Genomic DNA, 11,542 nt, shown 5'->3' with positions numbered 1-11,542 from the left:
ACGGAAGGCCCCGCACCCTCCTAGTATAAGTCTCAACTTATATTAGGAGGGGCACATGTTCGATGCCGTAGACCCGATCGCGGCCGTCGAGGCGGTCGCGCGGGAGGTCCGCACCGGCGAACGCGACGGGAAGCCGACGCGCCTGGTCGTCGCGCGCCGCACCTACCGCGCCGACCGCGCGGACGTCTGGGACGCCGTCACCAGTCCCGACCGCATCCCCCGCTGGTTCCTGCCGCTCAGCGGCGACCTGCGCGAAGGCGGCCGGTACCAGCTCGAAGGGAACGCCGGGGGCCTCATCGAGCGCTGCGACGCGCCCGCCTCACTCGCCGTCACGTGGGAGTTCATGGGCGGCGTCTCCTGGCTCGAAGTCCACCTGAGCGAGGCCGCGGACGGCACGGTCCTCGAACTCGTCCACGAGGCCCTCGTCGACCCGGAGTTCTGGGGCCAGTTCGGTCCCGGCGCGGTCGGCATCGGCTGGGACTCGGCGCTGTTCGGCCTCGACCTGCACCTCGCGGGCGGGGAGGACGTCGACCAGGCCGAGGCCGAGAAGTGGGCGGTCAGCCCCGTCGGCGTCCGGTTCTCCACCATCGCGGGCGAGTCCTGGGGCGAGGCCGCCATTGCCGACGGCGACGCGCCGCAGGCTGCGAAAGCCGCCGCGGCCAACGCGATCAAGTTCTTCACGGTGCCGCCCGAGGAGGCGTGAGGGGCTCGGCATAATTGCGCGGTCCCTGCCGCGAAGTCGTTGAGAGTGAGGCCCGATGTCGGACTTGGTATTCGACGCGCTCGGCGACCCGGTGCGGCGCCGCATCATGGAGCTGCTCGGCGCGGGCGAGCGCCCGGCCGGGGACGTCGCGGCCGTCATGCGCGAGGGCCTCGGCATCTCCCAGCCCGCGGTCTCCCAGCACCTCAAGGTCCTGCGCGAAGCGGGCCTGGTGACGGTGCGGGCGGAGGGGACGCGCCGGATCTACGGCGTCGACGACGCGGGGCTGGACCGGGTGCGGGCGTGGCTCGCGCGGTTCGAGGACGCGTTCGCGGGCCCGTTGGACGCCTTGGAGACCGAGCTCGCGCGCGGGAAGCGCGAGCGGCGGCTGCGCGGGGAGGACCGCCGGGAGCGGCGCGGTGCCGCGTAGACACGAACAGTAAAGAATCCGACTCGTTCGGTTGCGGGCCTTCGCAAGGCGGCCCGCAAACCGGGCGAGTCGGATTTTTCTGCGTCCCGGGGCCTTGACAAGCGCCGTGATGACCGACACGATTGGGGACATACATTTAGGAATCTTTAAATATATGGAGGTCCCTTGCGACGCCTACGATCCGCGGCCGTCATCGCGGCCACCACCCTCGCCGCGGCAGGCGCCGTCGCCCTGCCGGTCGCCTTCGCGAACGGCGCGTTCGCCGAGGCCGCCTGCGAAGGCGCGCCCTGGCAGTCGAGCGCCGTCTACGTCGGCGGCGACCGCGTCAGCCACCAGGACCGCGAGTACCGCGCCAAGTGGTGGACCACCGGCGAGACCCCCGGCACCACCGGCCAGTGGGGCGTCTGGGAGGACCTGGGCGCCTGCGACGGCGCGGGCCCGACCGACCCGCCCACCACCGAGGAGCCGACCGAGGAGCCCACCGGCGGCCCCGGCCAGGGCGACCGCCTCCTCACCGGCTACTGGCACAACTTCGACAACGGCTCGGGCGTCATGGAGCTCAACGCCGTCCCCGCCGCGTACGACATCATCGCCGTGGCCTTCGCCGAGTCCACCGCCACGCCCGGCCAGATCGACTTCGCGCTCGACTCCAGCCTCACGAACGCCGGGTACACCGAGGCCGAGTTCAAGGCCGACATCGACGCGATCCAGGCCCAGGGCCGGGACGTCATCATCTCCGTGGGCGGCGAGCGCGGCAACGTCACCATCAACGACTCCGCCACGGCCGCGGCGTTCGCGAACTCCGTGGTGTCGCTCATGAACGAGTACGGCTTCGACGGCGTCGACATCGACCTGGAGCACGGCATCAACGCGGGCGCGATCGAGACCGCGCTGCGCCAGGTCGCGAGCGCCAAGCCCGGCTTCACGTACACGATGGCGCCGCAGACGATCGACTTCCAGTCCACCTCGGCCGGGTACTACCAGCTCGCGGTGAACACCAAGGACCTCCTCACGATCGTCAACATGCAGTACTACAACTCCGGCTCGATGCTCGGCTGCAACGGCCAGGTGTACGCCCAGGGCGACATCGACTTCCTCACCGCGCAGGCCTGCATCCAGCTCCAGGCCGGGCTCGCCCCGTCCCAGGTGGGCCTGGGCCTCCCGGCCGTCCAGAGCGCCGCGGGCTCGGGCTACGTCAACCCGACGATGGTCAACGACGCCCTCACCTGCCTGGAGACCCGCCAGCGCTGCGGCGACTTCGTCCCGTCCCAGTCCTACCCCGGCATGGGCGGCGCGATGACCTGGTCGATCAACTGGGACAAGACGAACGGCTACAACTTCGCCAACACCGTCGGATAGAACGCTTCACCCTCTCTCGCAAAGAGGACCGGCCCCGCCCTACGAGGGCGGGGCCGGTCCGCGCGTTCACCCGTCCTGCTCGGCGAGGGCCGCTTCGAGGCGCTCCCAGTCGCGCCGGTTGACCCACCGCCGCGACACCCAGCGGATCTGCTCGGTCTCCCCGCTCCGGCGGCGGATCCAGATGCGGCCGTCGGCGACGGCCCACGTGTCGCCCGGTTCGAGTTCGCCGTAGACGCGTCCGCCGCGCTCGCGGAGGCGCCCGTCCTCGATCACGAATCCCGTCCAGGGGTAGGTCGCGCACCAGATCAGGAAGACGACGCCGGCCCCGATGCCGATCGCGTAGAGGGTGCCGATCTCGAAGTAGTCCACGTCGAGTCCTTCGATGAGCGGCATGAGGGCCATGCCGATCGCGCCTGCCGCGGCGGCGATCAGGCCGGTCGTGAGTGAGGAGCGCAGTCGCAGCATGCGGGGCCTTTCGCGGTGGGGTCGGCACTCCAGCTTAGGTGGAACCGCTTGCCCGCGGGGTCCGCTCAGTAGCGTGGGGGCTTGCGGCCGGCGACGGGGCGGTCGGTGGTGCGGCGCTGGAGGGAGGAGAGGTGCTCGTCGGCTTTGAGCTCCTCGTCGGTGGGGACCATGACGACGGTGAAGACGAGGAAGAGCAGGACGATCGCGGTGAGGGTGGCCATGGGGAAGACGAGGTCGACGGCGTCGACGCCGTGCGGGGCCTCGTCGGCTTCGCCGCCGGCGACGAGGCCGAGCATCCCGGTGTAGTGCATGAGGTTGACGGCGAGGGCCATGACGGCGGCGGCGAGCCACATGGAGGAGGCGCGCTGGAGCCGCCAGGAGAGCCACAGGGCGGTGGTGGCGGCGCCGATCGCGATGGCGACGGAGGCGATGACGTAGCCGAGGCGGTAGTCGAGTTCGACGTCGGCGCTGACGGCGGCCATGCCGGTGTAGTGCATGGCGGCGACGCCGATGCCGGTGAGGGTCCCGGCGACGGCGAGTTTGAGGGGCGTGTAGCGGCCGAGGCCGATGGCGTAGAGGCCGCAGGCGACGACGGCGACGGCGATGAGGGCGCTGAGCGCGGTCGTCCACGGCTCGTAGAGGATTCGGGCGTCGCGGACGGCGAAGCCGAGCATGGCGACGAAGTGCATGACCCAGATCCCGGTGCCGCCGATGGCGAACGCGGCGACGGTGAGCCACAGGGCGCGCCGTCCCGCGCCCTTGTGGCGGCGGGCGTGGCGGGCGAGGAGCAGTCCGAGGGCGGAGCCGGTCATGGAGACCAGGAAGGCCACGGGGAGGGTGGTGTACCCGTGTGAGAAGTGTTCGATCATCGCGGATTCCGAGGGGTGGGTACTGGGCGGTAGGGATGATCGGATCGTAATCGCGGCGAGGGGGTTCCACGTGCCGTGCGTTTTGTTCGGAATATGGATTGTGCGATGTTTTGCACACCAACGAAACCGCTCGGAAGGGCACAGGGGCGACAGTCGCGGCCCGAGAATTCCCCCGACCGGGTGAATCTGTTCTGACCGTTCGCACTGATCCGGACAAGCGTTGTGCGACGCCTCACAGCCCACCCGAGTAGCCAAGGGGCACAACGAGAAAGGCCGCCGACACCGGGGTCGGCGGCCGGACGTCTCAGCGTCCTATGTGAATTCGCGATTACGTGACGGTGATGTGGCGGCGGCGCCCGACGGTGAGGACGGGCTGGCGGGTCGCCTCGTAGAAGTCGTTGCCCTTGTCGTCGACGACGATGAACGCCGGGAAGTCCTCGACCTCGATCTTCCAGACGGCCTCCATGCCGAGCTCGGGGTACTCCAGGACCTCCATCGACTTGATGTTCTCCTGGGCGAGCTTCGCGGCGGGGCCGCCGATGGACCCGAGGTAGAAGCCGCCGTGCGCGTTGCACGCGTCGGTGACGCGCTGCGAGCGGTTCCCCTTGGCGAGCATGACGAACGAGCCGCCCGCGGCCTGGAACTGGTCGACGTAGGAGTCCATGCGCCCGGCCGTGGTGGGCCCGAAGGACCCGGAGGCGTAGCCCTCGGGGGTCTTCGCGGGGCCGGCGTAGTAGACGGCGTGGTCCTTGAGGTACTGCGGCAGCTCCTCGCCCGCGTCGAGGCGCTCCTTGATCTTCGCGTGGGCGATGTCGCGGGCGACCACGAGCGTCCCGGTGAGGGACACGCGGGTCTTGACCGGGTACTTCGACAGCTCGGCGCGGATCTCGGACATGGGCCGGTTCAGGTCGATGCGGACCGCGTCGTCGTCGAGGTCGTCCTCGGAGACCTCGGGCACGTACCGGCTCGGGTCGCGCTCCAGCTGCTCCAGGAACACGCCCTCGGCGGTGATCTTGGCCATGGCCTGGCGGTCGGCCGAGCAGGAGACGGCGATGGCGACGGGCAGGGACGCGCCGTGCCGGGGCAGGCGGACGACGCGCACGTCGTGGCAGAAGTACTTGCCGCCGAACTGGGCGCCGATCCCGAACTGGCGGGTCAGCTCCAGGACCTCCTGCTCCAGGGCGGTGTCGCGGAAGCCGTGCCCGGAGGGGGACCCCTCGGTGGGCATCGAGTCGAGGTACTTCGTGGACGCGTACTTCGCGGTCTTGAGGGTGTACTCGGCGCTGGTGCCGCCGATGACGATCGCGAGGTGGTACGGCGGGCACGCGGCGGTGCCGATCTGGCGGAGCTTCTCCTCCAGGAACCGCATCATCGCGTCCGGGTTGAGGATCGCCTTGGTCTCCTGGAACAGGAACGACTTGTTCGCGGAGCCGCCGCCCTTGGCGATGAACTGGAACTTGTAGGCGTCGTCGCCCTCGGCGTACAGGTCGATCTGCGCGGGCAGGTTCGAGCCGGTGTTCTTCTCGTCCCACATGGTCAGCGGGGCCATCTGGCTGTAGCGGAGGTTGAGGTCGCGGTAGGCCTGCCAGACGCCGCGGGAGAGGTGCTCGGCGTCGCGGCCGTCGGTGAGGACGTGGCGCCCGCGCTTGCCCATGACGATCGCGGTGCCGGTGTCCTGGCACATCGGCAGGACCATGCCGGAGGCGATGTTCGCGTTCTTGAGCAGGTCCATGGCGACGAAGCGGTCGTTGCCGCTGGCCTCGGGGTCGTCGAGGATGGAGCGGAGCTGCGCGAGGTGCGCGGGCCGCAGGAAGTGGGAGATGTCCTTGACGGCCTCCGCCGCGAGCTGCGTGAGGACCTCGGGCTCCACGGTGAGGAAGCGCCGCCCGGCGGCCTCGACGGTGCTCACCCCGTCCGTGGTGAGCAGGCGGTACTCGGTGGTGTCCGGGCCGGTGGGAAGCAGGTCGGTGTAGTGGAACTCCGATGTCATGACATCGAACTTAGCGCGGCGGCCCGCGCGGGCCGGGCGCGGCGCGACTCCGGTCCGAACCGGACGCCGCGGCCGTTTCGGGGCGGTGTCGCGCCCGGTCCTGTCGGACCCGGCGGGTACCGTCACACCCAGGCGGAGCGGCCCCGGCCGCACCGCCTGTAAGCAGGTACGATTGCCAGGTTGCCCGCCGCGAGGCGCGGCAGCGCGCAAGTGATTCCTCCTGCTGCGGAGAGACCGCAGCCGATTGAGACCGAAGGAGGTGGATCGATCTTGCGTCACTATGAACTCATGGTGATCCTCGAACCGAACATCGAGGAGGCACAGGTCGGCCCGACGCTGGAGAAGTTCCTCAAGGGCGTCAAGGACGCCGGAGGGGCCGTCGACAAGATCGACGTCTGGGGCCGTCGCCGTCTGGCATACGAGATCAACAAGAGCAACGAGGGCGTCTACGCCGTCGTCGACCTGCAGTCCGAGCCCGGTCCCGTCGCTGAGATGGACCGTCAGCTGCGGCTCAACGAGTCGGTGCTGCGGACCAAGGTGCTGCGACCGGAGCTTCGGTAACCCGACCCTGCAACTGCGAGACCGTCAAGGAGATAGGTCATGGCAGGAGAGACAGTCATCACGGTTATCGGCAACCTCGTCGACGACCCCGAGCTGCGTTACACGCCGTCCGGTGCCGCCGTCGCGAAGTTCCGCATCGCATCGACCCCGCGCACGTTCGACCGCGAGTCGAACCAGTGGAAAGACGGTGAGGCCCTGTTCCTCACCTGCAGCGTCTGGCGCCAGTACGCCGAGAACGTCGCCGAGTCGCTTTCGCGCGGTACCCGCGTGATCGTGCAGGGCAGGCTCAAGCAGCGCAGCTACGAGACCCGCGAGGGCGAGAAGCGCACTGTGTACGAGCTCGACGTCGAGGAAGTGGGCCCGGCCCTGCGTTTTTCCACCGCGAAGCTCAACCGGTCCGGCGCGTCCGGCGGCGGAGGCGGCGGCCGTTCCTTCGGGGGCGGCAGCGGCTCCGGCGGCGGTTCGATGCCCGACGACCCCTGGGCCTCGGCCGCCCCCGCGGGCGGCGCCAGCGCCGCCGGCTCCGGCGGCTTCGACGAGGACCCGCCGTTCTAACCGGGCGCTCAGCCCGGAACGATCTCGAGTAAGAGGCAAGACAGAGACATGGCCAACCCGAAATCGGCTCCCCTGCGGAAGCCGAAGAAGAAGCCCAACCCGCTTGAAAAAGAGGGCATCACCTACGTCGACTACAAGGACACGGCGCTGCTGCGGAAGTTCATCTCCGACCGCGGCAAGATCCGTGCCCGCCGTGTGACCGGCGTGACCACCCAGCAGCAGCGCCAGATCGCCGCGGCCGTCAAGAACGCCCGCGAGATGGCCCTGCTCCCGTACACCAGCCAGACCCGCTAGGAAGGAGCGCAACATGAAGATCATCCTGACTCATGAGGTGCCCAACCTCGGCTCGGCCGGCGACGTGGTCGAGGTCAAGCCCGGTTACGGCCGCAACTACCTGCTGCCGCAGGGCCTTGCGATCGCCTGGACCAAGGGCGGCCAGAAGGAGGTCGACGCGATCCAGCGCGCTCGTGCCTCCCGCCAGATCCACGACCTGGACAAGGCCCGCTCGGTGGCGGACCAGCTGAAGCAGACGGACGCCCACATCGTCGCCCGCACCGGCGACGGCGACCGCCTCTTCGGCTCCATCACCGCGGCCGACATCGTCAAGGCCGTCGACGAGGCCGGCGGCCCGAAGATCGACCGCCGCCGCGTCGAGCTCGCCTCGACCATCAAGTCGGTCGGCACCTACGACGTCACGGTCAAGCTGCACCCGGAGGTGACCGCGAAGTTCAAGCTCCAGGTCACCCCGGCCAAGCGCCGCAAGAAGTAGGCAAGGCACGTACGAGGGCCCGCGACCATCCGGTCGCGGGCCCTCGTCATGTCCGTCCACACCTTCGAGTGAATCCGCACCGCCCGATTCACCCGTTTCACCTGGTTTGCCCGCCTGTGTTCGACATCTTCGCCCCCGCCCTCCCTCCACACCCGACCCCCGCCGTCGCACCCGTGTGGGAAGTTGGTGCTTTTCGACTGCTGGGTCTTTTCATCGGTAGTGGTGAAGGTGGGTTCGGGTGGGTACCCGGGGCCGCCCGTACGGCGTCAGATCACCCAGCCGGCGGTCCGCAGGACCACCGTCACAAGGCCCGCGCCGAGGATCGCCGCCGCCGAGCCCGCCACGCCCGCACGCCATCCGGCGCGCGGGAGTCGCAGCAGGACCGCGACGAGGAGGCTCGCGGTGAGCGACGAGAGCGTCCACGCCCAGCCGCCCGCGACCGCCGCGCCGACCCGGCCCGCCACCGTGCACCCCGACGCCGCGCAGTTCGCGTCCACCGGCGGCTGCGACACCACCCACGTCAAGTAGACCACCGCCGGCACCGCGTACCAGGCGAGCGTCACGAGCAGCGTCGGGGTGAACGCGCGCTCCCCCGGCCGGTCGTCGCCTTCGGGGTCGAGCCGGGGCCTGCGTTCGGGGCGCTGCGGAGCGGTCATGAGCCGGTCTCTCTTCTGATCCGTGCCGGGGTCGCCCCCATGCTATCGGCAAGTTGGCACGAACGGATTTCCGTCCACAGGCGGTGGACGGCGTCCCCGCAGCTCCCGACCCGCATCCGAGGCCCGGTCGCGTTGTTGTCCACAGGTTGTCCACAGGCCCGGGCCGGGTTATCCACAGGTTATCCACAACCTTGTCCACAGGTTGTCCACAGGGTCGTTTGCAACCGTGCCCGGCGCGACATAGCGTCATTGACGCCGCCCTTCTGTCGTATGCGGGCGGTACTGTCTCCATGAACGCACGGTGACCGAGGGGGTGGATGGCATGGCCGACGTGTCGACGGACGGCGTCTTCTCGCGAGGCGCCAACGGAGCGAACGGGTCCTATTTCGACACGCCCCCGGAGGACCCCTTCGCGGGCGGCGGAGGCGGCGGCAACGGCCACGGGGGCGGCGGCGCCCGCACCTTCGAGCGCACCCCGCCCCAGGACCTCCAGGCCGAGATGTCGGTCCTCGGCGGCATGCTCATGAGCAAGGACGCCATCGCCGACGTCATCGAGGTCCTCGGCCCCGGCGACTTCTACAAGCCGTCCCACGGCATGATCTTCGACGCCGTCATCGACAAGTTCGGCAACGGCGAGCCCGCCGACGCCGTCACCATCGCCGCGGCCCTCGCCGACACCGGCGACCTCGCCAAGATCGGCGGCGGCCCTTACCTCCACGACCTCCTCAACACCGTGCCCACGGCCGCGAACGCCGGGTACTACGCGAAGATCGTCAAGGAGAAGGCGATCCTGCGCCGCCTCATCGAGGCCGGCACGAAGGTCGTCCAGTACGGGTACGGCGGCGGCCAGGGCGGCCGCGACATCGACGACCTCGTCGACCTCGCCCAGCAGGCCGTCTACGAGGTCACCGACAACCGCCAGAGCGAGGACTTCGCGGTCCTCTCCGACCTCCTCCAGCCCGCCATGGACGAGATCGAGGCGATCGGCGCCAACCAGGGCGTCATGACCGGCATCCCCACCGGCTTCGCCGACCTCGACCGGCTCCTCTCCGGCCTCCAGGCTGGCCAGCTCATCATCGTCGCCGGCCGCCCCGGCGCCGGAAAGTCCACGGCCGCAATGGACTTCATGCGGCACGCGTCCCTCCACCACCGCCACGCCGCGGCCCTGTTCTCCCTCGAAATGAGCAAGCTCGAAATCGTGATGCGCCTGCTGAGCGCCGAGACGCGCGTCCCCATGCACGTCCTGCGCTCGGGCGACCTCTCCGACGACGACTGGACGCGCCTGGCCAAGCGCATGGGCGACATCTCCGAGGCGCCGCTGTTCGTCGACGACACCGCGTCGATGACCATGATGGAGATCCGGGCGAAGGCCCGGCGCCTCAAGCAGCGCCACGACCTCAAGCTCATCGTCGTCGACTACCTCCAGCTCATGACCTCGCCGAAGAAAGTGGAGTCGCGCCAGCAGGAGGTCTCCGAGATCTCCCGCGGCCTCAAGCTCCTCGCCAAGGAGGTGCAGTGCCCGGTCATCGCGGTCGCGCAGCTGAACCGCGGTCCCGAGCAGCGCACCGACAAGCGCCCGCAGCTGTCCGACCTCCGCGAGTCCGGCTCGCTGGAGCAGGACGCCGACGTCGTCATCCTCCTGCACCGCGAGGACTACTACGACAAGGAGTCCCCGCGCGCGGGCGAGGCCGACTTCATCGTCGCCAAGCACCGCAACGGCGCCACGGACACGATCACCGTGGCGGCCCAGCTCCACCTGTCGCGCTTCGTCGACATGGCGGTCTAGGACGCCCGTTCCCTAGCGCCGCCGCTCGTCAGCGCCACCATTCGACCGCCATCGACGGGCCCGGGCCCGTCTCGTGCTCCAGTTCGTCGACCGCCTCGTCCCCGACGTCGACGCCCGCGAACAGCGTCCCGTGCGCGGCCCCGGCGACCGCGTCGCGCAGCGGCAGCCACCAGCCGAGCAGCACCACCGGGTACAGCATGTACCCGAAGCGGCTCGCGGGCATGAGCAGGAACGCGGTCGTCAGACCGGCCGCGCACCACATCGCCGCCGCCGCGGCCGTCGACGGCGGCCGCGTCCACAGCAGCCACGCGATCACGACCGCCGCGAGCCCCAGCAGGCCCTTCGCGATGAGGTCACCGGCGGGCAGGTGGTTGACGACGAGGTACCCGATGAACGGCGACTGCGCCGGGGACTCGACCACGCCGTGCCCGAAGCCGAACGCGATCACGTTGTCGAAGAACCCGCGCGCGTCCACCGCGAGCACCGGCGCCATCGTGGCCGCGACCGGGACGGCGAAGCCCGCGGCGAAGCGGCGCAGGCCGCCCTGGCGCCACATCAGGAACGCCATGACGACCGCGACGGGCCACGCGAACAGCTTCAGCGCCGCCGCCGCGCCGACCGCCAGGCCCGCGGCGAGGGACCGCTCGCGGTGCGCGAACGCGAGCGCGAGGACCAGCAGCGCGACCACCGGCATGTCGTCGCCGCCGGTCGCGAACGTCAACGCGCACACCGGGAACACGAACATCGCCTGGAACGCCCGCAGCAGCGGGCCCTTCCCGGCGCCGAGCACCCCGGGGCGGGTGCGCAGCAGCCGGAACGCGCCGTACGCGCAGGCCGCGGCGGCGAGGAGGAAGTAGATGCGGGCGTCGGTCCACCAGTGCTGGCCGAACAGCGCGGCCGGGAACCCGAAGACCGCCATGCCCGGCTGGTACGGGTTGTAGCCGTGGACGGGGTTCGGGAGGGTGGTGATGACGTCGGCGTGGAGGTAGGGGCTGCCGGTGTCGAGCAGGCGCGCGCCTGACTCCTCGACGACCTCGACCTCGGACTGCGCGCGGCGCTCGCCAACGCCGATCGCGCGCTCGACCGCCATGAACACCAGCGGGAACGCGGTGACGGCGACCGCGGTCCCGCCCGCGACGACGGCCCGGCCGCGCCAGACCGCCCCGGTCTGGGTCAGCAGGACCGCGATGCAGACCGCCGCCGGGAGGTACCCGCCGATGGCGACGGCGCCCCAGACCTCGTGCGGGACAAGGGTGGTCCACAGCGCCGTCGCGCCCGCGAAGATCGCGGCGGCGGCGTACAGGGCGAGGTCGATGTAGAGCGGACGGTGCGACACCCGGACATCGTACGGTGACCGGACCCGCCCCGCAGGACGGCAGCAGCGAGCCCCGGGAAGGCGCGG

The 11,542-nt window shown here is 70.3% G+C and carries 13 protein-coding genes; 8 read left to right on the top strand and 5 right to left on the bottom strand.

All coding sequences use genetic code 11. From position 1 onward, the window contains the following. Positions 1 to 55: 55 nt before the first annotated feature. The 3 genes from WA640_RS17920 (at position 56) to WA640_RS17910 (ending at position 2,489) form a co-directional block, all read left to right on the top strand. Positions 56 to 703: an SRPBCC family protein gene (locus WA640_RS17920; RefSeq protein ID WP_106362730.1), complete on the top strand. Its 648-nt coding sequence runs from the start codon at positions 56 to 58 to the stop codon at positions 701 to 703. Between the two features lie 55 nt (positions 704 to 758). Continuing rightward, positions 759 to 1,130, top strand: coding sequence for an ArsR/SmtB family transcription factor (locus WA640_RS17915; protein ID WP_335989345.1), 372 nt, complete (start codon positions 759 to 761; stop codon positions 1,128 to 1,130). Positions 1,131 to 1,295: 165 nt separating this feature from the next. After that, entirely contained in the window at positions 1,296 to 2,489 is a 1,194-nt protein-coding gene (locus WA640_RS17910) for a glycosyl hydrolase family 18 protein (RefSeq protein WP_335989344.1), read from the top strand. Between the two features lie 66 nt (positions 2,490 to 2,555). On the opposite strand, the gene WA640_RS17905 is transcribed toward WA640_RS17910, so the two are convergent. The 3 genes from WA640_RS17905 to WA640_RS17895 all read right to left on the bottom strand — a co-directional run bounded on the left by WA640_RS17905 (position 2,556) and on the right by WA640_RS17895 (position 5,813). Beyond that, the gene (locus tag WA640_RS17905; protein WP_335989343.1) at positions 2,556 to 2,954 is read right to left on the bottom strand and encodes a hypothetical protein; all 399 of its coding nucleotides are present in this window, start codon (positions 2,952 to 2,954) and stop codon (positions 2,556 to 2,558) included. Positions 2,955 to 3,019: 65 nt separating this feature from the next. Further along, a complete protein-coding gene (locus WA640_RS17900; protein ID WP_335989342.1) occupies positions 3,020 to 3,823 on the bottom strand; it encodes an MHYT domain-containing protein in 804 nt (267 codons plus the stop codon). A 328-nt stretch (positions 3,824 to 4,151) separates the two neighbouring features. Continuing rightward, complete coding sequence (locus WA640_RS17895; protein ID WP_106362734.1) at positions 4,152 to 5,813, bottom strand: fumarate hydratase; 1,662 nt, start codon at positions 5,811 to 5,813, stop codon at positions 4,152 to 4,154. Positions 5,814 to 6,083: 270 nt separating this feature from the next. On the opposite strand from WA640_RS17895, the gene rpsF reads away from it, so the two are divergent. From rpsF to rplI, 4 genes are read left to right on the top strand one after another with little or no spacing between them, the layout of a single operon-like run. Further along, positions 6,084 to 6,374, top strand: a complete 291-nt coding sequence (gene rpsF / locus WA640_RS17890) for a 30S ribosomal protein S6 (protein WP_106362735.1) — start codon at positions 6,084 to 6,086, stop codon at positions 6,372 to 6,374. A 39-nt stretch (positions 6,375 to 6,413) separates the two neighbouring features. Then, the gene (locus WA640_RS17885) at positions 6,414 to 6,929 is read left to right on the top strand and encodes a single-stranded DNA-binding protein (RefSeq protein WP_335989341.1); all 516 of its coding nucleotides are present in this window, start codon (positions 6,414 to 6,416) and stop codon (positions 6,927 to 6,929) included. A 48-nt stretch (positions 6,930 to 6,977) separates the two neighbouring features. Further along, positions 6,978 to 7,223 (top strand): 30S ribosomal protein S18, encoded by a 246-nt coding sequence (rpsR, locus tag WA640_RS17880; protein ID WP_106362737.1) that lies wholly within the window; start codon positions 6,978 to 6,980, stop codon positions 7,221 to 7,223. 13 nt (positions 7,224 to 7,236) lie between these two features. Continuing rightward, positions 7,237 to 7,698 carry a 50S ribosomal protein L9 gene (gene rplI, locus WA640_RS17875; RefSeq protein ID WP_106362738.1) on the top strand — a complete coding sequence of 154 codons (462 nt, stop codon included), beginning with the start codon at positions 7,237 to 7,239 and terminating at the stop codon, positions 7,696 to 7,698. A gap of 266 nt (positions 7,699 to 7,964) precedes the next feature. Here the strand turns inward: rplI and WA640_RS17870 are convergent, their stop codons facing one another. Continuing rightward, on the bottom strand, positions 7,965 to 8,354 hold the full coding sequence (locus WA640_RS17870; protein WP_106362739.1) for a hypothetical protein: 390 nt from the start codon (positions 8,352 to 8,354) through the stop codon (positions 7,965 to 7,967). A gap of 322 nt (positions 8,355 to 8,676) precedes the next feature. Here WA640_RS17870 and dnaB point away from each other — a divergent pair, with 322 nt between their 5' ends. After that, on the top strand, positions 8,677 to 10,140 hold the full coding sequence (gene dnaB, locus WA640_RS17865; RefSeq protein ID WP_106363395.1) for a replicative DNA helicase: 1,464 nt from the start codon (positions 8,677 to 8,679) through the stop codon (positions 10,138 to 10,140). A 28-nt stretch (positions 10,141 to 10,168) separates the two neighbouring features. Here dnaB and WA640_RS17860 read toward each other — a convergent pair whose 3' ends face one another. After that, positions 10,169 to 11,476, bottom strand: coding sequence for a glycosyltransferase 87 family protein (locus tag WA640_RS17860; RefSeq protein WP_335989338.1), 1,308 nt, complete (start codon positions 11,474 to 11,476; stop codon positions 10,169 to 10,171). Between the last annotated feature and the right edge of the window lie 66 nt (positions 11,477 to 11,542).

Origin of the sequence: Glycomyces sp. MUSA5-2 (assembly GCF_037034145.1) — a bacterium.
Classification (GTDB): Bacteria; Actinomycetota; Actinomycetes; order Mycobacteriales; family Micromonosporaceae; genus Glycomyces; species Glycomyces artemisiae.
Note: the sequence above shows the minus strand (reverse complement) of the source record. Positions and strands in the feature narration are given on the sequence as shown.

Bases quoted from the DNA above. Each gene is read 5' to 3' on its own strand.
- WA640_RS17920 (WP_106362730.1), top strand. From the start codon at position 56: ATGTTCGATGCCGTAGACCCGATCGCGGCCGTCGAGGCGGTCGCGCGG.
- WA640_RS17915 (WP_335989345.1), top strand. From the start codon at position 759: ATGTCGGACTTGGTATTCGACGCGCTCGGCGACCCGGTGCGGCGCCGC.
- WA640_RS17905 (WP_335989343.1), bottom strand. From the start codon at position 2,954: ATGCTGCGACTGCGCTCCTCACTCACGACCGGCCTGATCGCCGCCGCG.
- WA640_RS17900 (WP_335989342.1), bottom strand. From the start codon at position 3,823: ATGATCGAACACTTCTCACACGGGTACACCACCCTCCCCGTGGCCTTC.
- WA640_RS17895 (WP_106362734.1), bottom strand. From the start codon at position 5,813: ATGACATCGGAGTTCCACTACACCGACCTGCTTCCCACCGGCCCGGAC.
- WA640_RS17885 (WP_335989341.1), top strand. From the start codon at position 6,414: ATGGCAGGAGAGACAGTCATCACGGTTATCGGCAACCTCGTCGACGAC.
- rpsR (WP_106362737.1), top strand. From the start codon at position 6,978: ATGGCCAACCCGAAATCGGCTCCCCTGCGGAAGCCGAAGAAGAAGCCC.
- rplI (WP_106362738.1), top strand. From the start codon at position 7,237: ATGAAGATCATCCTGACTCATGAGGTGCCCAACCTCGGCTCGGCCGGC.
- WA640_RS17870 (WP_106362739.1), bottom strand. From the start codon at position 8,354: ATGACCGCTCCGCAGCGCCCCGAACGCAGGCCCCGGCTCGACCCCGAA.
- dnaB (WP_106363395.1), top strand. From the start codon at position 8,677: ATGGCCGACGTGTCGACGGACGGCGTCTTCTCGCGAGGCGCCAACGGA.